The 20,824-nt window shown below is 59.1% G+C and carries 17 protein-coding genes; 14 read left to right on the forward strand and 3 right to left on the reverse strand.

Annotated elements, in window-relative coordinates; genetic code table 11:
* The first annotated feature begins 2 nt into the window (after nucleotides 1-2).
* The 9 genes from sdhA (at nucleotide 3) to J1G37_RS10135 (ending at nucleotide 13,239) form a co-directional block, all read left to right on the forward strand.
* Nucleotides 3-1,775, forward strand: coding sequence for a succinate dehydrogenase flavoprotein subunit (gene sdhA / locus J1G37_RS10095; RefSeq protein WP_207041469.1), 1,773 nt, complete (start codon nucleotides 3-5; stop codon nucleotides 1,773-1,775).
* Nucleotides 1,776-1,786: 11 nt separating this feature from the next.
* Nucleotides 1,787-2,491, forward strand: a complete 705-nt coding sequence (locus J1G37_RS10100) for a succinate dehydrogenase iron-sulfur subunit (protein WP_003172807.1) — start codon at nucleotides 1,787-1,789, stop codon at nucleotides 2,489-2,491.
* 261 nt (nucleotides 2,492-2,752) lie between these two features.
* The gene (locus J1G37_RS10105; RefSeq protein ID WP_017734336.1) at nucleotides 2,753-5,584 is read left to right on the forward strand and encodes a 2-oxoglutarate dehydrogenase E1 component; all 2,832 of its coding nucleotides are present in this window, start codon (nucleotides 2,753-2,755) and stop codon (nucleotides 5,582-5,584) included.
* Between the two features lie 44 nt (nucleotides 5,585-5,628).
* Complete coding sequence (gene odhB / locus J1G37_RS10110) at nucleotides 5,629-6,846, forward strand: 2-oxoglutarate dehydrogenase complex dihydrolipoyllysine-residue succinyltransferase (RefSeq protein WP_124525323.1); 1,218 nt, start codon at nucleotides 5,629-5,631, stop codon at nucleotides 6,844-6,846.
* 99 nt (nucleotides 6,847-6,945) lie between these two features.
* On the forward strand, nucleotides 6,946-8,382 hold the full coding sequence (lpdA, locus tag J1G37_RS10115) for a dihydrolipoyl dehydrogenase (RefSeq protein ID WP_017734334.1): 1,437 nt from the start codon (nucleotides 6,946-6,948) through the stop codon (nucleotides 8,380-8,382).
* Between the two features lie 204 nt (nucleotides 8,383-8,586).
* The gene (gene sucC, locus J1G37_RS10120; RefSeq protein WP_017734333.1) at nucleotides 8,587-9,753 is read left to right on the forward strand and encodes an ADP-forming succinate--CoA ligase subunit beta; all 1,167 of its coding nucleotides are present in this window, start codon (nucleotides 8,587-8,589) and stop codon (nucleotides 9,751-9,753) included.
* Nucleotides 9,753-10,634: a succinate--CoA ligase subunit alpha gene (gene sucD, locus J1G37_RS10125; RefSeq protein WP_028621692.1), complete on the forward strand. Its 882-nt coding sequence runs from the start codon at nucleotides 9,753-9,755 to the stop codon at nucleotides 10,632-10,634. Before sucC ends, sucD begins: the two co-directional genes overlap by 1 nt.
* 306 nt (nucleotides 10,635-10,940) lie before the next feature.
* Complete coding sequence (gene brnQ / locus J1G37_RS10130) at nucleotides 10,941-12,254, forward strand: branched-chain amino acid transport system II carrier protein (protein ID WP_207041470.1); 1,314 nt, start codon at nucleotides 10,941-10,943, stop codon at nucleotides 12,252-12,254.
* A 247-nt stretch (nucleotides 12,255-12,501) separates the two neighbouring features.
* Nucleotides 12,502-13,239, forward strand: coding sequence for a DUF599 family protein (locus J1G37_RS10135; RefSeq protein ID WP_207041471.1), 738 nt, complete (start codon nucleotides 12,502-12,504; stop codon nucleotides 13,237-13,239).
* 90 nt (nucleotides 13,240-13,329) lie between these two features.
* Here J1G37_RS10135 and J1G37_RS10140 read toward each other — a convergent pair whose 3' ends face one another.
* Nucleotides 13,330-13,581, reverse strand: coding sequence for a hypothetical protein (locus J1G37_RS10140; protein ID WP_012723095.1), 252 nt, complete (start codon nucleotides 13,579-13,581; stop codon nucleotides 13,330-13,332).
* Between the two features lie 158 nt (nucleotides 13,582-13,739).
* On the opposite strand from J1G37_RS10140, the gene J1G37_RS10145 reads away from it, so the two are divergent.
* From J1G37_RS10145 to J1G37_RS10160, 4 genes are all read left to right on the forward strand, one after another.
* A complete protein-coding gene (locus tag J1G37_RS10145) occupies nucleotides 13,740-14,216 on the forward strand; it encodes a PaaI family thioesterase (protein WP_207041472.1) in 477 nt (158 codons plus the stop codon).
* Nucleotides 14,213-14,665, forward strand: coding sequence for a PaaI family thioesterase (locus J1G37_RS10150; protein WP_124525318.1), 453 nt, complete (start codon nucleotides 14,213-14,215; stop codon nucleotides 14,663-14,665). Before J1G37_RS10145 ends, J1G37_RS10150 begins: the two co-directional genes overlap by 4 nt.
* Before the next feature lie 89 nt (nucleotides 14,666-14,754).
* The gene (gene htpG / locus J1G37_RS10155; RefSeq protein WP_207041474.1) at nucleotides 14,755-16,659 is read left to right on the forward strand and encodes a molecular chaperone HtpG; all 1,905 of its coding nucleotides are present in this window, start codon (nucleotides 14,755-14,757) and stop codon (nucleotides 16,657-16,659) included.
* Nucleotides 16,660-16,725: 66 nt separating this feature from the next.
* Nucleotides 16,726-17,448 (forward strand): dienelactone hydrolase family protein, encoded by a 723-nt coding sequence (locus J1G37_RS10160; protein ID WP_207041476.1) that lies wholly within the window; start codon nucleotides 16,726-16,728, stop codon nucleotides 17,446-17,448.
* Nucleotides 17,449-17,546: 98 nt separating this feature from the next.
* Here the strand turns inward: J1G37_RS10160 and J1G37_RS10165 are convergent, their stop codons facing one another.
* Together J1G37_RS10165 and J1G37_RS10170 are read right to left on the reverse strand one after the other, a co-directional pair.
* Nucleotides 17,547-18,413: a pirin family protein gene (locus J1G37_RS10165; protein ID WP_207041477.1), complete on the reverse strand. Its 867-nt coding sequence runs from the start codon at nucleotides 18,411-18,413 to the stop codon at nucleotides 17,547-17,549.
* Nucleotides 18,414-18,477: 64 nt separating this feature from the next.
* Complete coding sequence (locus tag J1G37_RS10170; RefSeq protein ID WP_207041478.1) at nucleotides 18,478-18,894, reverse strand: OsmC family protein; 417 nt, start codon at nucleotides 18,892-18,894, stop codon at nucleotides 18,478-18,480.
* A 210-nt stretch (nucleotides 18,895-19,104) separates the two neighbouring features.
* On the opposite strand from J1G37_RS10170, the gene J1G37_RS10175 reads away from it, so the two are divergent.
* Nucleotides 19,105-20,730: a methyl-accepting chemotaxis protein gene (locus tag J1G37_RS10175; RefSeq protein WP_207041479.1), complete on the forward strand. Its 1,626-nt coding sequence runs from the start codon at nucleotides 19,105-19,107 to the stop codon at nucleotides 20,728-20,730.
* Nucleotides 20,731-20,824 lie beyond the last annotated feature (94 nt).

Here is a 20,824-nt window from a genome sequence, read left to right on the forward strand (position 1 = left end):
TCATGGCTAACATTCCAACTATTTCATTCGACGCCATCATTATTGGTGGCGGCGGTGCTGGCATGCGCGCTGCGCTGCAGCTGGCCCAGGGCGGTCACAAGACTGCCGTGATCACCAAGGTGTTCCCGACCCGTTCCCACACCGTATCGGCCCAGGGTGGCATCACCTGCGCCATCGCCTCTGCCGATCCAAACGATGACTGGCGCTGGCACATGTACGATACCGTCAAGGGTTCCGACTATATCGGTGACCAGGACGCTATCGAATACATGTGTCAGGAAGGCCCGGCTGCGGTGTTCGAACTGGACCACATGGGTCTGCCGTTCTCCCGTACCGAACAAGGCCGTATCTACCAGCGTCCATTCGGCGGCCAGTCGAAGGATTACGGTAAAGGCGGGCAGGCTGCCCGTACCTGCGCCGCGTCCGACCGTACTGGTCACGCGCTGCTGCACACCCTTTACCAGGGCAACCTGAAAGCCGGTACTACGTTCCTGAACGAGTACTACGCCGTGGACCTGGTGAAGAACGCTGACGGTGCATTCGTTGGTGTGATCGCCATCTGCATCGAAACCGGTGAAACCACCTACATCCGCGCCAAGGCAACTGTTCTGGCGACTGGCGGTGCAGGCCGTATCTACGCTTCGACCACCAACGCCCTGATCAACACCGGTGACGGCGTCGGCATGGCCTTGCGTGCTGGCGTGCCGGTACAAGACATCGAGATGTGGCAGTTCCACCCGACCGGCATCGCCGGCGCCGGTGTACTGGTTACCGAAGGTTGCCGTGGTGAAGGTGGATACCTGATCAACAAGCACGGCGAGCGTTTCATGGAGCGTTATGCTCCGAACGCCAAAGACCTTGCTGGCCGTGACGTTGTTGCGCGTTCGATGGTTAAAGAAATCATCGCCGGCAACGGCTGTGGCCCGAACGGCGACCACGTGATGCTCAAGCTCGACCACCTGGGCGAGGAAGTGCTGCACAGCCGCCTGCCAGGTATCTGCGAGCTGTCCAAGACCTTTGCTCACGTTGACCCGGTACTGGCGCCAGTGCCAGTGGTTCCAACCTGCCACTATATGATGGGCGGCGTGCCGACCAACATTCATGGCCAGGCGATCACCCAGAACGCCGAAGGCGTCGACGAGATCATCCACGGTCTGTTCGCCGTAGGCGAAGTGGCGTGCGTATCGGTACACGGTGCCAACCGTCTGGGCGGCAACTCGCTGCTCGACCTGGTGGTATTCGGCCGTGCTGCCGGCCTGCACCTGGAAAAAGCGCTGACTGACGGCATCGATTACGATGAGGCCACCGACGCCAACATCGAAACCGCCCTGGCGCGCCTGAACGCTCTGAACGAGCGTACTGATGGCGAAGACGTGGCAACCCTGCGTCGCGAGCTGCAAAGCTGCATGCAGAACTACTTCGGTGTATTCCGTACCGGCGAATACATGCAGAAGGGTATTGCCCAGTTGGCCGACCTGCGTACGCGCATCGCCAACGTCAAGATCAACGATAAGAGCCAAGCGTTCAACACCGCTCGTATCGAAGCCCTTGAGCTGCAAAACCTGCTGGAAGTGGCCGAAGCGACTGCAATCGCTGCCGAGGTTCGTAAAGAATCCCGTGGTGCCCACGCCCGTGAAGACTTTGAAGATCGCGACGACGAAAACTGGTTGTGCCACACCCTGTACTTCCCGGGTGACAAGCGCGTAACCAAGCGTGCCGTGAACTTCTCGCCGAAGACGGTGCCGACGTTTGAACCGAAGATTCGGACTTACTAAGGGTGGCTGCCATGTTGAAAGTCAGTGTTTATCGCTACAACCCTGATCAGGACGCCGCGCCGTTCATGCAGGAATTCCAGGTCGATACCGGTGGTAAAGACCTGATGGTGCTGGATGTATTGGCACTGATCAAAGAGCAGGACGAGGGCTTCTCGTATCGTCGCTCTTGCCGTGAAGGTGTGTGCGGTTCCGACGGCATGAACATCAACGGCAAAAACGGCCTGGCGTGCATCACGCCGCTGTCCGCCGTGGTCAAAGGCAACAAGCTGATCGTTCGTCCACTGCCAGGTTTGCCGGTTATCCGTGACCTGGTTGTCGATATGAGCATCTTCTACAAGCAATACGAGAAAGTTAAGCCGTTCCTGCAGAACGACACGCCGGCTCCGGCCATCGAACGTCTGCAGTCCCCGGAAGAGCGTGAGAAGCTTGACGGTCTGTACGAGTGCATCCTGTGCGCTTGCTGCTCGACCTCGTGCCCATCCTTCTGGTGGAACCCGGATAAATTCCTGGGTCCAGCTGCCCTGCTGCAAGCGTACCGCTTCCTGGCAGACAGCCGTGACACCAAGACCTCCGAGCGTCTGGCTTCACTGGATGACCCGTTCAGCGTATTCCGCTGCCGCGGGATCATGAACTGCGTCAACGTATGTCCCAAAGGCCTGAACCCGACTAAGGCCATTGGTCACATCCGTAACATGCTGCTGCAAAGCGGCGTGTAACTGACGTTGTAGCAAAGCAGGACCGTTGTGCCCGTAAATGCTACGGCGCAGGCTTCAACCGGCGCCGTAGTTTTAACTTGAGCAGCGACTTACAAAGCCGCAGCTCTTATTTTGAAGAAATGAGACAAGCAGGGGCATTCGGGTTGGTACCCGAACTATCAGCGTGATCCTAAGTGGCTTGTTTTGGTCGCTGCACTTGGCCTTTTGCAAGCAAACTCGGTGTTTTCGCCGGTGGTGTCCCCAAATCGAGGGTGACCAAGCATGCAAGAAAGCGTGATGCAGCGCATGTGGAACAGCGGCTATCTTTCAGGTGGTAACGCTGCCTATGTGGAAGAGCTTTATGAGCTCTACCTGCACGACCCTAACGCTGTGCCAGAAGAATGGCGCACCAAATTTCAGACGTTGTCTTCAGACGGCAACGCTGCCACCGATGTATCGCACGCAACAATTCGCGATCAATTTGTGCTGCTGGCAAAGAACCAGCGCCGCGCCCAACCGGTTTCCGCCGGCAGCGTGAGCAGTGAGCATGAGAAGAAGCAAGTTGAAGTACTGCGACTGATCCAGGCTTACCGGATGCGCGGCCACCAGGCGGCCCAGCTTGACCCGCTGGGGCTCTGGAAGCGTCCTGCACCTGCTGACCTGTCGATCAATCATTACGGCTTGACCAATGCCGATCTTGATACGACCTTCCGTGCCGGCGACCTGTTCATCGGCAAAGAGGAAGCGAGCCTACGCGAAATTCACGAAGCGTTGCAGCAGACATATTGCCGCACCATTGGCGCCGAGTTCACGCACATCACCGATTCCGAGCAACGCCACTGGTTCCAGCATCGTCTGGAAGGTGTGCGCGGCCGTCCGGTTTTGTCCGCTGACGTACGCAGCCATCTGCTTGAGCGCGTAACCGCTGCCGAAGGCCTGGAGAAATACCTGGGCACCAAATACCCAGGCACCAAGCGTTTTGGCCTGGAAGGCGGCGAAAGCCTGATCCCGATGCTCGACGAGCTGATCCAGCGTTCCGGTTCCTACGGCACCAAGGAAATCGTGATCGGCATGGCTCACCGTGGTCGCCTGAACGTGTTGGTCAACACCTTCGGCAAGAACCCGCGTGAACTGTTCGACGAGTTCGAAGGCAAGAAGAAGGTCGAGCTGGGTTCCGGTGACGTTAAATACCACCAGGGCTTCTCGTCCAACGTGATGACCACCGGCGGTGAAGTTCACCTGGCCATGGCCTTCAACCCATCCCACCTGGAAATCGTTTCTCCAGTGGTCGAGGGTTCGGTCCGTGCCCGCCAGGATCGTCGTAACGACGCTACCGGTGAAAAAGTCCTGCCGATTTCCATCCACGGTGACGCGGCATTTGCCGGTCAAGGCGTGGTCCTGGAAACGTTCCAGATGTCGCAGACCCGCGGCTTCAAGACCGGTGGCACGATTCACATCGTGATCAACAACCAGGTCGGCTTCACCATCAGCAACCCGCTGGACGCGCGCTCTACCGAGTACGCCACCGACGTGGCCAAGATGATCCAGGCGCCGATCCTCCATGTGAATGGTGATGATCCGGAAGCCGTGTTGTTCGTGACCCAGCTCGCGATCGACTACCGCATGCAGTTCAAGCGTGACGTGGTGATCGACCTGGTTTGCTACCGCCGTCGCGGTCACAACGAAGCGGATGAGCCTAGCGGCACCCAGCCGTTGATGTACCAGCAGATCACCAAGCAGCGCACTACCCGTGAGCTGTACGCCGAAAGCCTGACCAAGGCCGGCGTGGTTGACGATGCGCGTGTTCAGGCGAAGATCGACGAATACCGCAACGCGCTGGACAACGGTCTGCACGTTGTGAAAAGCCTGGTCAAAGAGCCGAACAAAGAGCTGTTCGTGGACTGGCGTCCGTACCTGGGTCATACCTGGACTGCGCGTCACGATACGTCGTTCGACCTGAAAACCTTGCAGGAACTGTCTGCCAAGCTGCTGGAAATTCCAGAAGGCTTCGTCGTACAGCGCCAGGTTGCGAAGATCTACGAAGACCGTCAGAAGATGCAAGCCGGCGGCCTGCCGATCAACTGGGGTTACGCCGAAACCATGGCGTACGCGACCCTGGCGTTCGAAGGTCACCCGATCCGCATGACCGGCCAGGACATCGGCCGTGGTACGTTCTCGCACCGTCACGCGGTATTGCACAACCAGAAAGACGCGGGCACCTACATCCCGTTGCAGAACCTGTACGAAGGCCAGCCACGTTTCGACCTGTACGATTCGTTCCTGTCCGAAGAAGCCGTACTGGCGTTCGAATACGGCTACTCGACCACCACGCCAAACGCGCTGGTGATCTGGGAAGCCCAGTTCGGCGACTTCGCCAACGGTGCCCAGGTGGTTATCGACCAGTTCATCACCAGCGGCGAGCACAAGTGGGGCCGTCTGTGCGGTCTGACCATGTTGCTGCCACACGGTTATGAAGGTCAGGGTCCGGAGCACTCCTCGGCCCGTCTGGAGCGTTACCTGCAGCTGTGCGCCGAGCACAACATCCAGGTGTGCGTGCCGACTACGCCGGCCCAGATCTACCACTTGCTGCGTCGCCAGGTGATCCGCCCGCTGCGCAAGCCGCTGGTAGTGCTGACCCCGAAATCGCTGTTGCGTCACAAATTGGCCATCTCGACCCTGGAAGATCTGGCCGAAGGCTCGTTCCAGACCGTGATTCCAGAAATCGATGCATTGGATGCAGCCAAGGTGACTCGCCTGGTCCTGTGCAGCGGCAAGGTCTACTACGACCTGCTGGAAAAACGCCGTGCCGAAGGCCGCGAAGACATCGCCATCGTGCGTATCGAGCAGCTTTACCCGTTCCCGGAAGACGACCTGATGGAAGCCATCGCGGCTTACACCAACCTCACCAACGTGGTGTGGTGCCAGGAAGAACCGATGAACCAGGGCGCGTGGTACAGCAGCCAGCATCACCTGCGTCGCAGTATCGGCAACCACAAAGCAGGCCTGGGCCTGGAGTACGCCGGTCGTGACGCTTCTGCTGCACCTGCGTGTGGTTATGCGTCGATGCACGCCGAGCAGCAGGAAAAACTGCTGCAAGATGCTTTCACTGTTTAACGCCTTCGCGCTGACTGAAACCGAATTTTAAGGACACACAGATAATGGCTATCGAAATCAAAGCCCCGTCATTCCCGGAATCGGTTGCCGATGGCACCGTTGCCACCTGGCACAAGAAACCAGGCGAGGCCGTCAAGCGTGACGACCTGATCGTCGACATCGAGACCGACAAAGTCGTTCTGGAAGTGTTGGCTGAAGCTGACGGCGTGCTGGGCGCAATCGTTGCCGAAGAAGGCGCAACCGTTCTGTCGAACCAGGTTCTGGGCTCGATCGAAGAGGGCAGCGCTGCTGCCGCTCCGGCCGCCGCTGCACCGGCTGCTTCGGCTCCTGCTGCCGCCCCGGCTGCTGGCGCTGAAGACCCGATCGCTGCTCCAGCCGCGCGTCAACTGGCTGAAGAAAACGGCATCAACCTGGCTTCCATCAAAGGCACCGGCAAAGACGGCCGCGTGACCAAGGAAGACGTGGTTGCTGCTGTTGAAGCGAAGAAAAACGCTCCAGCCGCCGCACCTGCCAAGGCTGCTGCCCCGGCTGCCGCTGCGCCTGTGTTCGCCGCTGGCGACCGCACCGAGAAGCGCGTACCGATGACCCGCGTTCGTGCCACCGTGGCCAAGCGCCTGGTTGAAGCACAGTCGAACATGGCGATGCTGACCACGTTCAACGAAGTCGACATGACTGAAGTCATGGCCCTGCGTTCGAAGTACAAGGACCTGTTCGAGAAGTCCCACAATGGCGTACGCCTGGGCTTCATGTCGTTCTTCGTGAAAGCGGCCACCGAAGCGCTGAAACGCTTCCCGGCCGTCAACGCTTCCATCGACGGCGGCGACATCGTTTACCACGGCTACGCTGACGTCGGCGTTGCCGTGTCCAGCGACCGTGGCCTGGTGGTTCCGGTCCTGCGTAACGCCGAGCTGATGAGCCTGGCTGAAATCGAAGGCGGCATCGCTGGCTTCGGCAAGAAAGCCCGTGACGGCAAGCTGACCATCGACGAGATGACCGGCGGTACGTTCACCATCACCAACGGTGGTACTTTCGGTTCGATGATGTCGACCCCGATCGTCAACCCGCCTCAAGCTGCGATCCTGGGCATGCACAACATCATCCAGCGTCCGATGGCCATCAACGGCCAGGTCGTGATTCGCCCGATGATGTACCTGGCGCTGTCCTACGATCACCGCCTGATCGATGGTAAAGAAGCCGTGACGTTCCTGGTGACCATCAAGAACCTGCTGGAAGACCCGGCTCGTCTGCTGCTGGATATCTGATATAAGCAGCTGCACGTTGCGGGCTACAAGCTGCAGGAAAAAGCAGCTTGGCTTGCAGCTTGCGGCTAAAAGCTTGTCGCAAATAGAGGATCTATTTTCATGACACAGAAATTTGACGTCGTAGTGATTGGTGCAGGCCCTGGCGGCTACGTTGCCGCCATCAAGGCCGCACAACTGGGCCTCTCGACTGCTTGCATCGAAAAATACACCGACAAGGAAGGCAAACTGGCGCTGGGTGGTACTTGCCTGAACGTCGGTTGCATTCCTTCCAAGGCGCTGCTGGACAGCTCCTGGAAATTCCACGAAGCCCAAGACGGCTTCGCGATCCACGGCATCAACCATGCTGGCGTGACCATGGACGTGCCAGCAATGGTCGGCCGTAAAGCCAACATCGTTAAGGGCCTGACTTCCGGCGTTGCGACCTTGTTCAAGGCCAACGGTGTGACTTCCCTGCAAGGCCACGGCAAGCTGCTGGCTGGCAAGAAAGTTGAAATCACCAAGCCAGATGGCTCGACCGAAATCATCGAAGCTGAAAACGTGATCCTGGCTCCAGGTTCGCGCCCAATCGATATTCCACCCGCTCCAGTTGATAACAACGTGATCGTTGATTCGACCGGCGCCCTGGAATTCCAGGCTGTACCTAAGCGTCTGGGCGTGATCGGCGCTGGCGTGATCGGTCTGGAACTGGGTTCGGTATGGTCCCGCCTGGGTGCTGAAGTGACTGTGCTGGAAGCCCTGGACACGTTCCTGCTGGCTGCCGACACTGCTGTCTCCAAAGAAGCGCTGAAAACCCTGACCAAACAGGGTCTGGACATCAAGCTGGGCGCTCGCGTGACCGGTTCGAAAGTCAACGGCGAAGAAGTTGTCGTCAACTACACCGACAAGGATGGCGAAAAAACCATCACTTTCGACAAGCTGATCGTAGCCGTTGGTCGCCGTCCAGTGACCACCGACCTGCTGGCCGCTGACAGCGGCGTGAGCCTCGACGAGCGCGGCTACGTGCACGTTGACGATCACTGCGCAACCTCCGTGCCTGGCGTGTACGCCATCGGCGACGTGGTTCGCGGCATGATGCTGGCGCACAAGGCTTCCGAAGAAGGCATCATGGTTGTCGAGCGCATCAAGGGCCACAAAACCCAGATGAACTATGACCTGATCCCATCGGTTATCTACACCCACCCGGAAATTGCATGGGTCGGCAAGAACGAACAGCAGTTGAAAGCTGAAGGCGTTGAAGTTAACGTCGGCACCTTCCCGTTTGCCGCTTCTGGCCGTGCCATGGCAGCGAACGACACCGGTGGTTTTGTCAAAGTCATCGCTGATGCCAAGACTGACCGCGTATTGGGCGTCCACGTGATTGGCCCGAGCGCTGCAGAACTGGTTCAGCAAGGCGCGATCGGTATGGAATTCGGCACCAGTGCCGAGGACCTGGGCATGATGGTCTTCTCCCATCCGACCCTGTCCGAAGCGTTGCACGAAGCTGCGTTGGCAGTGAATGGCGGCGCCATCCACATCGCCAACCGCAAGAAGCGCTAAGCGAGATAATAAGAAACCACGGCGGAGTTGCCCGTCGTGAGCCTTGCGCGCAAGACTCACCGCGGAATATCCGCTGGACGCAGCCTTGCGCAGCTTTACGGGCCTTGAGCCCCGCAAGTTGCGCAAGCAGCAGTCACAGGTGGCGCGGCACTCATAATGAGCGCAGCGCCGAATGCGCAGTACCTAACGAAGACGGTAAAAAGCATGAATCTTCACGAGTATCAGGGTAAGCAGCTGTTCGCTGAATACGGCCTGCCAGTATCCCAGGGTTTCGCAGTCGACACCCCGGAAGCAGCAGCAGAAGCTTGCGACAAAATCGGTGGTACCGAGTGGGTTGTCAAAGCCCAGGTCCACGCTGGTGGTCGCGGTAAAGCGGGCGGCGTTAAGCTGGTTCGCAGCAAAGAAGACGCCAAGGCCTTCGCACAGCAGTGGCTGGGCAAGCGTCTGGTGACTTACCAGACTGATGCCAATGGCCAGCCAGTCACCAAGATCCTGGTTGAATCGTGCACTGATATCGCTAAAGAGCTGTACCTGGGCGCTGTCGTTGACCGTTCGAGCCGTCGCATCGTGTTCATGGCTTCCACCGAAGGTGGCGTGGACATCGAGAAGATAGCCCATGACACCCCGGAAAAAATTCTGAAAGCCACTATCGATCCACTGGTTGGCGCTCAGCCATTCCAGGGTCGCGAGCTGGCTTTCCAGTTGGGTCTGGAAGGCAAGCAAGTTGCCCAGTTCGCCAAGATCTTCGTAGGTCTGGCCAAACTGTTCCAGGATCACGATCTGGCCCTGCTGGAAGTGAACCCGCTGGTGATCAAGGCTGACGGCGATCTGCATTGCCTCGACGCCAAGATCAACATCGACGCCAACGCCATGTACCGTCAGCCTAAGCTGAAGACTTTCCACGATCCGTCGCAAGACGATCCGCGCGAAGCGCACGCTGCCAAGTTCGAACTGAACTACGTAGCCCTGGAAGGTAACATCGGTTGCATGGTCAACGGTGCTGGCCTGGCCATGGGTACCATGGACATCGTCAACCTGCATGGCGGCAAACCAGCCAACTTCCTCGACGTGGGCGGTGGTGCTACCAAAGAACGCGTAACCGAAGCCTTCAAGATCATCCTGTCCGACTCCAACGTCGCTGCAGTACTGGTCAACATCTTCGGCGGCATCGTTCGTTGCGACATGATTGCCGAAGGCATCATCGGTGCAGTGAAAGAAGTCGGCGTGAAAATCCCGGTTGTTGTTCGCCTTGAAGGCAACAACGCTGAACTGGGCGCTAAAGTACTGGCAGAAAGCGGTTTGAACATCATCGCGGCTACCAGCCTGACCGACGCTGCTCAACAAGTTGTTAAAGCTGCGGAGGGCAAATAATGAGCGTCCTGATCAATAAAGACACCAAAGTTATCTGCCAGGGCATTACCGGTTCCCAAGGTAGTTTCCACACCCAGCAAGCCATCGAATACGGCACCAAGATGGTTGGTGGTGTAACTCCAGGCAAAGGCGGCACCGAGCACCTGGGCCTGCCAGTGTTCAACACCGTGAAAGACGCTGTGGCTCAAACTGGCGCTACCGCCAGCGTGATCTACGTTCCAGCTCCTTTCTGCAAGGACTCGATCCTGGAAGCCGCTTTCGCCGGCATCAAGCTGATCGTTTGCATCACCGAAGGCATTCCTACCCTGGACATGCTGGACGCTAAAGTTAAGTGCGACGAGCTGGGTGTTGTCCTGATCGGCCCTAACTGCCCAGGCGTGATCACTCCAGGCGAATGCAAGATCGGCATCATGCCAGGTCACATTCACTTGCCAGGCAAAGTCGGTATCGTTTCCCGTTCCGGCACCCTGACCTACGAAGCTGTGAAGCAGACCACTGACGCCGGTTTCGGTCAGTCGACTTGCGTCGGCATCGGCGGTGACCCGATCCCAGGTTCGAACTTCATCGACATCCTGAAACTGTTCCAGGAAGACCCGAAGACCGAAGCGATCGTGATGATCGGTGAGATCGGCGGTTCGGCTGAAGAAGAAGCGGCTGCCTACATCAAGGCACACGTGACCAAGCCGGTTGTTTCCTACATCGCTGGTGTGACTGCCCCTGCTGGCAAGCGCATGGGCCATGCTGGCGCAATCATCTCTGGCGGCAAGGGTACTGCAGACGAGAAGTTTGCTGCCCTGGAAGACGCAGGCGTTAAAACCGTGCGTTCGCTGGCAGACATCGGCAAGGCTTTGTCCGAGCTGACCGGTTGGGCTGTCAAGTAAGCCTCGCGCTTAGCTGACGCTTTACCAACACAAAGGCCACCTTCGGGTGGCCTTTGTGCTTTCTGGGTGATCGTTCCCACGTTAAGTATGAAAACGCGACATTTGGATGTCGCTTATCGGACAGTTCGCCCCGCAACAGTGCGTTCGTCAGCCAAATTCTGTAACCTACCCGCCTCTTTATGCGTGTGCCTCCCAAAAGGAAGCCCCGCGCTAGACCGGTCGGCCCCCATCAGGGCTGGCAGTATTTCCCTCATCCATAGGGAATCCCTCTCTAAATTCCGATTCAGTAGTGTGGTATTTCCTCAAATGAAAGTGTTGAAAAGCCAGGATATCCTGGCGTTGGGCTTTATGACCTTTGCCCTGTTCGTGGGCGCCGGCAACATCATCTTCCCGCCTATCGTTGGTTTGCAGTCCGGGCCTCATGTCTGGATGGCAGCGCTGGGCTTTCTGATCACCGCAGTGGGTTTGCCGGTGGTCACCGTGATCGCCCTGGCCAAGGTCGGCGGCGGTATGGACGCGTTGAGCAGCCCGATCGGCAAGATCGCCGGTGGCCTGCTCGCGGCGGCGGCGTATCTGGCGGTAGGACCGCTGTTCGCCACCCCGCGTACCGCGACCGTGTCCTTTGAAGTGGGCCTGGCGCCGCTGACCGGCGAAAGCCCGCTGGCGCTGTTCCTCTACAGCTCGGTGTACTTCCTGGTGGTGTTCTTCGTTTCCCTGTATCCAGGTCGACTCCTGGATACCGTGGGTCGCTTCCTCGCCCCACTGAAGATCATCGCCTTGGCGATCCTCGGTATCGCTGCATTTGCCTTGCCGGCCGGCGAAGTGGGTGTCGCTACCCCGGAATACGTGGCCGCACCGTTTTCCCAAGGCTTTATCCAGGGCTACCTGACCATGGATACCCTGGGCGCCCTGGTGTTTGGCATCGTGATCGTCAATGCCATCCGCTCCCGTGGCGTCGAGTCGCCCAAGCTCATCACCCGTTACGCCATCATTGCGGGCTTGATTGCCGGTGTGGGCCTGGCCCTGGTGTACTTCAGCCTGTTCCGCCTGGGCTCGGGCAGCCATGCCGTCGCCGCCGGCGCGAGCAATGGCGCAGCGGTGCTGCATGCTTACGTGCAACACACCTTCGGCTCCCTGGGCAGCGGCTTCCTGGCTGTGTTGATCTCGCTGGCGTGCCTGGTCACCGCCGTGGGTCTGACCTGTGCTTGCGCCGAGTACTTCAGCCGCGTCCTGCCATTGTCCTACAAGACATTGGTGGTGATTCTGGCGCTGTTCTCGCTGTTCGTGTCCAACCTGGGCCTGACCAAGCTGATCGCGTTCTCGATCCCGGTACTGACGGCGATCTACCCGCCGTGCATCGTGCTGGTGGCCTTGAGCTTCTGCAAAGACTTCTGGAATGAACAGGGCCGCATTGTCGGCCCGGTGATGCTTGTGTCGTTTATCTTTGGCTGCATCGATGCGCTCAAGGGCGCGGGTCTGGCCGACTGGATGCCGTCGCAATTGGCGCACCTGCCGCTGAGCGAGCAGGGCCTGGCGTGGCTGGTGCCGTCGGTATTGACCCTGGTGGTGGCGTTTGGGGTTGATCTTCTGCTCGGCAAGCGCAGCGAAGCGATCGCCTGATCCGCTAAAGGCTTTACCGAAATGCCTCGTATCAATCGATACGGGGCATTTTTTTTGGCTGTCAGGCAGTGTCTTTTCGCCTGGGCTAACGTCGAACAGGTTAAGAAATTTTCAAGTTGAAACGCAGTCAGTGTGGGAGCTGGCTTGCCTGCGATAGCGGTGTGCCAGTTAGCTCAGCAGTGACTGAACAGACGCCATCGCAGGCAAGCCAGCTCCCACATTGATCGCGCTCGTCATAGGGACCCGCATGTCGTTCATCGAAACCAATCTGATCCACCTGCTTGCCGCGCTCTGGTTCGCTTTGTGCTGGGGCGGCTACACCCGCTACGCCACCTGGAAAGCGCGGGACACGGCCTGCCTGGCCAGCGTGCTGCATCTGTATCGTGAAGACTGGATGCGCCGCATGCTGATGCGCGACAACCGTATCGCCGACGCCAGCGTGATCGGCAACCTGGAGCGTAACGCCTCGTTCTTCGCCTCCAGTACCTTGATTATCCTCGCCGGTATTCTCACCGTGCTGGGGGCCTCGGAACGGGCGGTGTCGTTGCTGGCGGACATTCCGATGGTGCAGCAAGCGTCCCAAGGCATGTCGGAGATCAAGTTGCTGTGCCTGGCACTGGTGTTCGTCTACGCCTTCTTCACCTTCAGCTGGTGCATGCGCCAGTACAACTTTGCGGCCGTGCTGGTGGGCTCGGCACCAATGATCGGTGAGCGGCATGTGTCGGAGCAGGAGCGCAAGGCGTTCGCCCTGCGTGCGGCGCGGGTGATTTCCATGGCGGCCAACCAGTTCAACTTTGGCCTGCGTTCTTATTATTTCGGCATGACCATGTTGGCGTGGTTTGTCAGCCCCTGGTTGTTCATGTTGATGAGCACCGGGGTGGTGTTGGTGCTGTACCGCCGGGAGTTTCATTCCGACGTACTGCAAGTGATGGTGTATACGCAGACCGACACACCGCTGCCGGAGGCGGTTAAAGAGGCGGCTTAACTAACGCTTGAAATAAAAAAACCAGACAAAGTAAAGCCCGCTATCTAAGCGGGCTTTCTTTTTGCAGCAGCGCTATTTCTCGCCGCGGTCTCAAGAACCGGTGGCGGGTGTAGCAGGTGCAGCTTCTTTTGCAGCGGCGGCGTTCGATTCAGCCTGAGCTTTGGCAGCATCGGCGTTTTCTTTCGCGGCGTCGTTCACTTTATCCTGAGCCTTCGCCATGTCTTTCTGAGCTTGCTCGGAATGTGCGGCGGCGTCTTGGGCTTTGTCTTCGGATTTTTTGTCGCAGGCAGCGAGACCGAGGGCAGCAGCGAGCATCATGGAAATAGCTAAAGTCTTGCGCATGGGGTGTTTCTCCTTATTGAAGATATCTACTGGCCTTTCGAGCATGGGGCTCCGGCATTAGTTCCTTTTGTTTCACAGATATATAAACCGCTGACTTAAAGGAACTTTTGCCCGCGCCACCGATTTTGCGGATCCACACTAATAAGAGTCCCGAACGAATGACCGAAAACCCTTTGTTAGAGCGCGCGACGCGCTTTGTATCAGCCTTGCGCCATTGTCAGGTGCTGGGTATTACCGCTCATCACGCGAGCGGGGAGGGCATCACGCTGATCATGCCCTATGCGCTCCATCTCGTCGGTGATCCCAATACGGGCGTGATCCATGGTGGCGCCTTGACCTCCCTGATGGACACAGCCTGCGGCATGGCGACCCTGTGCGTCTTGCCGGAGTTCGAAGTGTGCCCGACCCTCGACCTGCGCATCGACTACATGCATCCGGCCGAGCCGCACAAGCCCGTGTATGGCTTTGCCCAATGCTACCGCGTCACCACCGACGTGATTTTCACCCGTGGTTTCGCCTACCAGGACGACCCACAGCAGCCCATCGCCCATGTCGTGGGTACGTTCATGCGCATGGGCAAGCGTCTCAAGGGCGCGCAAGGACTGGGCAGTGCCATCAAGGGAGAGCAGGCATGACACATCGATTCAAGACCCGCCTGGAACAGGCCCATGCGCGCGGCAACTACGATGAGCTGCTCAGCCTGATTCCCTACGCGAAGTTGATCGGCATCGAATGCACCCGTCTGGGGGACGAGCTGCTGTTTCGCTTGCCGGCCAGCAAGGACAATATTGGTAACCCGATATTGCCGGCGCTTCACGGCGGGGTAATTGCCGGCTTCATGGAACTGTCGGCGGCGCTGCACCTGCTGGTATTTACCGGTGCGCCGGGCTTGCCGAAAATCATCGACTTCTCCCTGGATTACCTGCGCGCCGGCCAGTTTCGCGACACCTACGCCAAATGCCAGGTATGGCGCCAAGGCAGGCGGGTGGCGAATGTCGCGATCACCGCCTGGCAGAGCACTGCGGCCGAACCGATTGCCACCGCTCGCGCGCATTTCAAGATCGAGGAACCAAGTCGCCCTTGAAATCCTGGCCTTAGCCCCCAACTTGGATGACAACCCGCCGCCAATCATTGAGTAAGCGGCCACTGCCATCCAATTGGAGTTTGATGACCATGAGCGTGGAAACTCAAAAGGAAACCCTGGGCTTCCAGACCGAGGTGAAGCAACTGCTGCACCTCATGATCCATTCGCTGTATTCCAACAAGGAAATCTTCCTTCGCGAATTGATCTCCAACGCCTCTGACGCTGTCGACAAATTACGTTTCGAAGCCCTGTCCAAGCCTGAGTTGCTGGAAGGTGGCGCCGAACTGAAAATCCGTGTGAGCTTCGACAAGGACGCCAAGACCGTCACCCTCGAAGACAACGGCATCGGCATGAGCCGTGAAGACGCGATCACCCACCTGGGTACCATCGCCAAATCCGGTACCGCAGATTTCATGAAGAACCTGTCGGGCGATCAGAAGAAAGATTCGCACCTGATCGGCCAGTTCGGCGTGGGCTTCTACTCGGCCTTTATCGTTGCCGACAAGGTTGAAGTGTTCAGCCGTCGTGCCGGTCTCGCTGCCAGCGAAGGCGTGCACTGGTCGTCCAAAGGTGAGGGCGAATTTGAAATCGCCACCATCGACAAGGCTGACCGTGGCACCCGTATCGTGCTGCACCTCAAAGCCAATGAAGATGAATTCGCCGACGGTTATCGCCTGCGTAACATCATCAAGAAGTACTCCGACCATATCGCTTTGCCCATCGAGCTGCCGAAAGAACAGGCCGCTGCCGAAGGCGAAGAACAACCTGCCCAGGAATGGGAGGTGGTCAACCGCGCCAGCGCTTTGTGGACCCGTCCTCGTACCAAAGTCAAAGACGAGGAATACCAGGAGTTCTACAAGCACATCGCCCACGATTACGAGAACCCGCTGAGCTGGACCCACAACAAGGTCGAAGGCAAGCTGGAATACACCTCGTTGCTCTACGTACCGACCCGTGCTCCGTTCGACCTGTACCAGCGTGAAGCGCCAAAAGGCCTCAAGCTCTACGTGCAGCGCGTGTTCGTGATGGACCAGGCGGAATCCTTCCTGCCGCTGTACCTGCGCTTTATCAAAGGCGTGGTCGACTCCAATGACCTGTCGCTGAACGTGTCGCGGGAAATCCTGCAAAAAGATCCGATCATCGACTCCATGAAGTCGGCGCTGACCAAGCGCGTACTCGACATGCTGGAAAAACTGGCGAAGAACGAGCCTGAGCAATACAAGGGCTTCTGGAAAAACTTTGGCCAGGTCATGAAAGAAGGCCCGGCCGAAGATTTCGCCAACAAGGAAAAAATCGCCGGCTTGCTGCGCTTTGCTTCGACCCATGAAGAGGGCGGCGAGCAGGTGGTGTCCCTGGCCGAGTACCTGGCCCGCGCCAAGGAAGGTCAGGACAAGATCTACTACCTGACCGGCGAAACCTACGCCCAGGTCAAGAACAGCCCGCACCTGGAAGTCTTCCGCAAGAAAGGCATCGAAGTGCTGCTGCTGACCGACCGTATCGATGAGTGGCTGATGAGCTACCTCAGCGAGTTCGGCGGCAAGTCGTTCGTCGACGTGGCCCGTGGTGACCTGGACCTGGGTAACCTGGACTCCGAAGAAGAGAAGAAAGAAGCCGAAGAAGTCGCCAAGGCCAAAGAAGGCCTGGTTGAGCGAATCAAGACCGCCCTGGGCGATGCCGTCAGCGAAGTGCGGGTTTCCCACCGTCTGACCGATTCCCCGGCGATCCTGGCCATCGGCGAGCAGGACCTGGGCATGCAGATGCGCCAGATCCTTGAAGCCAGCGGCCAGAAGGTTCCGGATTCCAAGCCGATCTTCGAATTCAACCCGGCTCACCCGTTGATCGAGAAACTCGACGGCGAGCAGAGCGAAGAGCGGTTTGGCGACCTGTCGCATATCCTCTTCGACCAGGCGGCCCTGGCCGCTGGCGACAGCTTGAAGGACCCGGCCGCCTACGTGCGTCGCCTGAACAAGCTGTTGGTTGAACTGTCGGTCTGACACCGTTGTAGAAAAGCCCGCTTCGGCGGGCTTTTTCGTTCTCGTGCACCTCAACTGGAGTAAATGATGAGCCAAGTCACTGTGCGTTCCGTGGTCTATCAGCTTGATGGCCAGTCCTACGAAAGCCGCCTGGCGTTCGATGCCAGCCACCAAGGCCCGCTACCGGGTCTGTTGATGGCGCCGAACTGGATGGGGGTGAGTGCGGGTGCCGAAGAAATCGCCAAAAGCGTCGCCAGCAAAGGCTACGTGGTACTGATCGCCGACCTGTACGGGCAAACCGTACGCCCGTCGAATGGCGATGAGGCCGGCGCGGCGATGATGCCGTTGAAGAACGATAACCCTGAGTTGCTGAAGCGCCTGCAGGCGGCCTTTGCGCAACTGCAAGGTCAGGCCGAGGTGGACACCGCGAAGCTGGCGACCTTCGGTTTCTGCTTCGGTGGTTTCTGCTCGCTGGAGCTGGCGCGTACCGGCGCACCGCTGAAGGCCGCCGTGTCGTTCCACGGCACCATCGATACACAAAACCCAGCGGGTGCGAAACACATCCAGGGTTCAGTGCTGGTGCTGCACGGCGCGTCCGACCCACTGGTGCCGAAAGCGCAACTGCCGGCGTTTGAAGATGAAATGAACGCGGCTGGCGTGGATTGGCAATTGCTGAGCTACGGCGGCGCGGTGCATTCCTTCACCGACCCGCACGCCAATGTACCGGGCAAGATGATGTATGACGCGAAGACGGCCAAGCGGGCGTTCAAGTCGATGCATGATTTGTTGGATGAAGTGTTCCAGGGCTGACTTTTCGGCGCCTGTACTGGCCTCATCGCAGGCAAGCCAGCTCCCACATTTGAATGTATTCACAAATCAGAATGTGGGAGCGGGCTTGCCCGCGATGGCTATCTCGCCGGCAACTCAATCCTTTCAGATTCCCCCGGCACCGTCGGCCAATCCCCCGCCGCCCAACGCTGCCTGGCCTGCTCGATCACCGCCGGATCACTCGCCACGAAATTCCAATTGATCCGCCGCGGCCCATCCAGCGCCGCGCCGCCAAACACCACCAAGTGGCACTCCGTCTCGGCAAACAACGCCATCTCCTGACCCTGTGGCAAAACCACCAGGCTGTGTACCTCCAGCGGCTCACCGTCCAGTTGCACGTCGCCCTCCAGCACATACACCGCCCGTTCCTCATGTTCATCGGGGATCAACAGGGTGGTGGCCGTCTGCATCCGCACTTCGGCATACAGCGTCGGCGACAGGACGGGTACTGGTGACTTCAGGCAGAAACCACTGCCGGCGATCAGGCGAATCTGTACCCCCAGATTGTCGCTGAGCGGCAGGCTTGTCGCCGGGTGATGGCTGTAGTGGCCTGGCCCGGTCTCGTGATCCTTGGGCGAGGCCAGCCATACTTGCAAGCCGTGCAGGTTGAATCCTGCGGCCTTGACGGCATCGGGCGTGCGTTCGACGTGGGCAATCGCGCTGCCGGCGGTCATCCAGCTGACGTCGCCGGCCTGCACCACCTGGTCCGAGCCCAGGCTGTCCTTGTGCTGCAAGGTGCCTTCGAACAGGTAGGTGAGGGTGGAGAGGCCGATATGCGGGTGCTGGCGGATATTCATGCCGCTGCCCGGCGCATAGCGGGTCGGCAGCATATGATCGAAAAACACGAACGGCCCGACGCTGCGGCATTCACGGGAGGGCAGCGGGCGCAGGATCGGCTGGCCTTCCACGTCTTCGGGGCGCGGGCGGATCACGGTAAGGGCGGTCATGGCAGGTCCCAGTCTGAGCGGGTTGGATGGCGTTGAGCATAACCCGCTCGCCGGGATGTTGCCGCTACTGGCTGAAGGCGCCTTCCGACAAGGTGGTGTCGATGCTGATCTCGGCGGTGGTCATCAGCTTGTGCACCGGGCAACGGTCGGCCACGCGGTGCAGTTCGTCGCGCTGGGCATCGGTTAGCACGCCTTTGAGCGTCAGCTTGACGTTGAGCTTGTATTTGCCTTTTTGCTCCTCGGTGGCGTCGTGGGTGACTTCCACGGTCACGCCAGTGAGCGGGATGTCCTTTTTCTGCGCGTAGAGCTTCACGGTCAAGGCCTTGCAGGAGGCCAGTGCGGCGTCGAAGTAGTCGTGGGGGGAGGGCGCCGAATCATCGCCGCCGAGGCTCTTGGGCAGGTCGGTGAACAGTTCGTGGTTATTGATATTCACGCTATGGCGAAAGTTGTCGTGGTTGAGCGTATTGACGGTAACGGGCATGGCAAACCTCACAAGAAGGGCAGGATGAAGGTCATGCAGTTATAGAGCATGGGCGCGTGCGGGTGTTCCCTGTTTTCTACAATCAGTTTCGCCGCGATTGTGCTAGGGGTTTATATCGCGTTTTCGTCTTACGCAAAGTGACGCAAGGGCCGATACCTTCAAGAGCAGCCAGCTGCAAATGGATGCAGCGCATTTGGAAGGAACCAAGGCATGAGTATCAGAAGTCTGAATATCGCCCCGCGCGCCGGCCTGGGCTTTGGTGTGTTGGCGTTGATGGTGTTCGCGTTGGGCGGCTTCGCCCTGTTGCAGATGGCCAATATGCGCCAGCAGTCCGATCAGGTGGAGAACAACTGGCTACCCAGCGTGATGGCGGTGGGGGAGATGAGCCAGGACCTGTTGCGGGTGCGTGCGCTGACCCTGCGCCTGCTGCTCAACCGTGACCCCCAGGCGCTGGCACAGAATGAGCAGAAGCTCAGCGACCTCAAGAACGGCCTGCACCAGGCGCAAAGCTTGTATGAAGCGTTGATAGTGCTGCCCGAGGAGCGCGCACTGTTCGACCGTTTCAAGGCCCAGGAGCAGCAATACCTGCAACGTCAGGAGCAGGTCATGGGGCTTTCCAGGAACAATCAGTTGGACGACGCGATCAAGGTGGTCAACGGCGAGATGAATCAACTCGCCGACGAAATGGCCGTCACCTTGCACGCCCTGGTCAACCTCAACAAAACCAATGCCAACCTGGCCGCGAGCGTGGCGCAGAGCGTGTTCAGCCAGTCGCGCAGTTGGGTGGTGGGTATGATTGCACTGACGGCGCTGATCACCATCGGCCTGGCCGTGTGGCTGACCCGTAGCATCGTGCTGCCCCTGGCGCAGTCGCTGAAAGTCGCCCAGGGCGTGGCCAGCGGCGATCTGACCGGCGAGATCAACGTCACCGGCAAGGATGAGCCCGCGCGATTGCAGCAAGCGCTCAAGGGCATGCAGGAACACCTGCGGGATACTATCCGCCGGATCGCCGAATCGTCGAACCAACTGGCATCCGCTTCCGAGGAGCTCAGCTGCGTGACCGAGGATGCAACCCGTGGCCTGCACCAGCAGAACCAGGAAATCGAGCAGGCAGCGACGGCGGTCAATCAGATGACGGCAGCCGTGGAAGAGGTGGCGAGCAACGCGGTGGCGACGTCCCAGGCGTCTCGGGAGTCCGACCGCATTGCCCAACAAGGGCGTGAACAGGTGCAGCAAACGGTGGTGTCGATCGAGGCGCTGGCCGCGGATGTGACGGCGAATGCCACGCAGGTCGAGGATTTGGCGCAGAAGGTCTACGGCATCAGCAAGGTGCTGGATGTGATCCGTTCGATTGCCGAGCAGACCAACCTGTTGGCGCTGAATGCGGCCATCGAGGCCGCCCGGGCCGGGGACGCCGGGCGTGGGTTTGCGGTGGTGGCCGATGAAGTGCGGGCGCTGGCGCATCGCACGCAGCAGTCCACCCAGGAAATCGAGCTGATGATCAGCGGCATCCAGCAGGGTACCGATCAGGCCGTCAGCGCCATGCAGCACAGCAACACGCGGGCACATGCCACGCTGGATATTGCCAAATCGGCGGGGACGGCGCTGGAGGCGATTGCGTCGGCGTTTACCCTGATTAATGAGCGCAACCTGGTGATCGCCAGTGCGTCGGAGCAGCAGGCGGCGGTGGCGCGGGAGGTGGATCGCAACCTGATGAATATCCGCGATCTGGCGCATCAGACGTCTACCGGGGCGAATCAGACCAGTGCGGCGAGCCAGGAGTTGTCGCGGTTGGCGGTGGACTTGAACACCATGGTGGCGCGGTTTTCGGTGTAGGGCGGGAGGGCCCAATCGCAGGCGACTCGGTCTCAAATACTGACACCCATAAAAAAGCCCCGAACCAGTCGGGGCTTTTTCATGCAATCAAGCT

Source organism: Pseudomonas sp. Marseille-Q1929 (assembly GCF_017316265.1).
Lineage (GTDB): Bacteria > Pseudomonadota > Gammaproteobacteria > Pseudomonadales > Pseudomonadaceae > Aquipseudomonas.

Bases quoted from the DNA above. Each gene is read 5' to 3' on its own strand.
- sdhA (WP_207041469.1), top strand. From the start codon at position 3: ATGGCTAACATTCCAACTATTTCATTCGACGCCATCATTATTGGTGGC.
- J1G37_RS10100 (WP_003172807.1), top strand. From the start codon at position 1,787: ATGTTGAAAGTCAGTGTTTATCGCTACAACCCTGATCAGGACGCCGCG.
- J1G37_RS10105 (WP_017734336.1), top strand. From the start codon at position 2,753: ATGCAAGAAAGCGTGATGCAGCGCATGTGGAACAGCGGCTATCTTTCA.
- odhB (WP_124525323.1), top strand. From the start codon at position 5,629: ATGGCTATCGAAATCAAAGCCCCGTCATTCCCGGAATCGGTTGCCGAT.
- lpdA (WP_017734334.1), top strand. From the start codon at position 6,946: ATGACACAGAAATTTGACGTCGTAGTGATTGGTGCAGGCCCTGGCGGC.
- sucC (WP_017734333.1), top strand. From the start codon at position 8,587: ATGAATCTTCACGAGTATCAGGGTAAGCAGCTGTTCGCTGAATACGGC.
- sucD (WP_028621692.1), top strand. From the start codon at position 9,753: ATGAGCGTCCTGATCAATAAAGACACCAAAGTTATCTGCCAGGGCATT.
- brnQ (WP_207041470.1), top strand. From the start codon at position 10,941: ATGAAAGTGTTGAAAAGCCAGGATATCCTGGCGTTGGGCTTTATGACC.
- J1G37_RS10135 (WP_207041471.1), top strand. From the start codon at position 12,502: ATGTCGTTCATCGAAACCAATCTGATCCACCTGCTTGCCGCGCTCTGG.
- J1G37_RS10140 (WP_012723095.1), bottom strand. From the start codon at position 13,581: ATGCGCAAGACTTTAGCTATTTCCATGATGCTCGCTGCTGCCCTCGGT.
- J1G37_RS10145 (WP_207041472.1), top strand. From the start codon at position 13,740: ATGACCGAAAACCCTTTGTTAGAGCGCGCGACGCGCTTTGTATCAGCC.
- J1G37_RS10150 (WP_124525318.1), top strand. From the start codon at position 14,213: ATGACACATCGATTCAAGACCCGCCTGGAACAGGCCCATGCGCGCGGC.
- htpG (WP_207041474.1), top strand. From the start codon at position 14,755: ATGAGCGTGGAAACTCAAAAGGAAACCCTGGGCTTCCAGACCGAGGTG.
- J1G37_RS10160 (WP_207041476.1), top strand. From the start codon at position 16,726: ATGAGCCAAGTCACTGTGCGTTCCGTGGTCTATCAGCTTGATGGCCAG.
- J1G37_RS10165 (WP_207041477.1), bottom strand. From the start codon at position 18,413: ATGACCGCCCTTACCGTGATCCGCCCGCGCCCCGAAGACGTGGAAGGC.
- J1G37_RS10170 (WP_207041478.1), bottom strand. From the start codon at position 18,894: ATGCCCGTTACCGTCAATACGCTCAACCACGACAACTTTCGCCATAGC.
- J1G37_RS10175 (WP_207041479.1), top strand. From the start codon at position 19,105: ATGAGTATCAGAAGTCTGAATATCGCCCCGCGCGCCGGCCTGGGCTTT.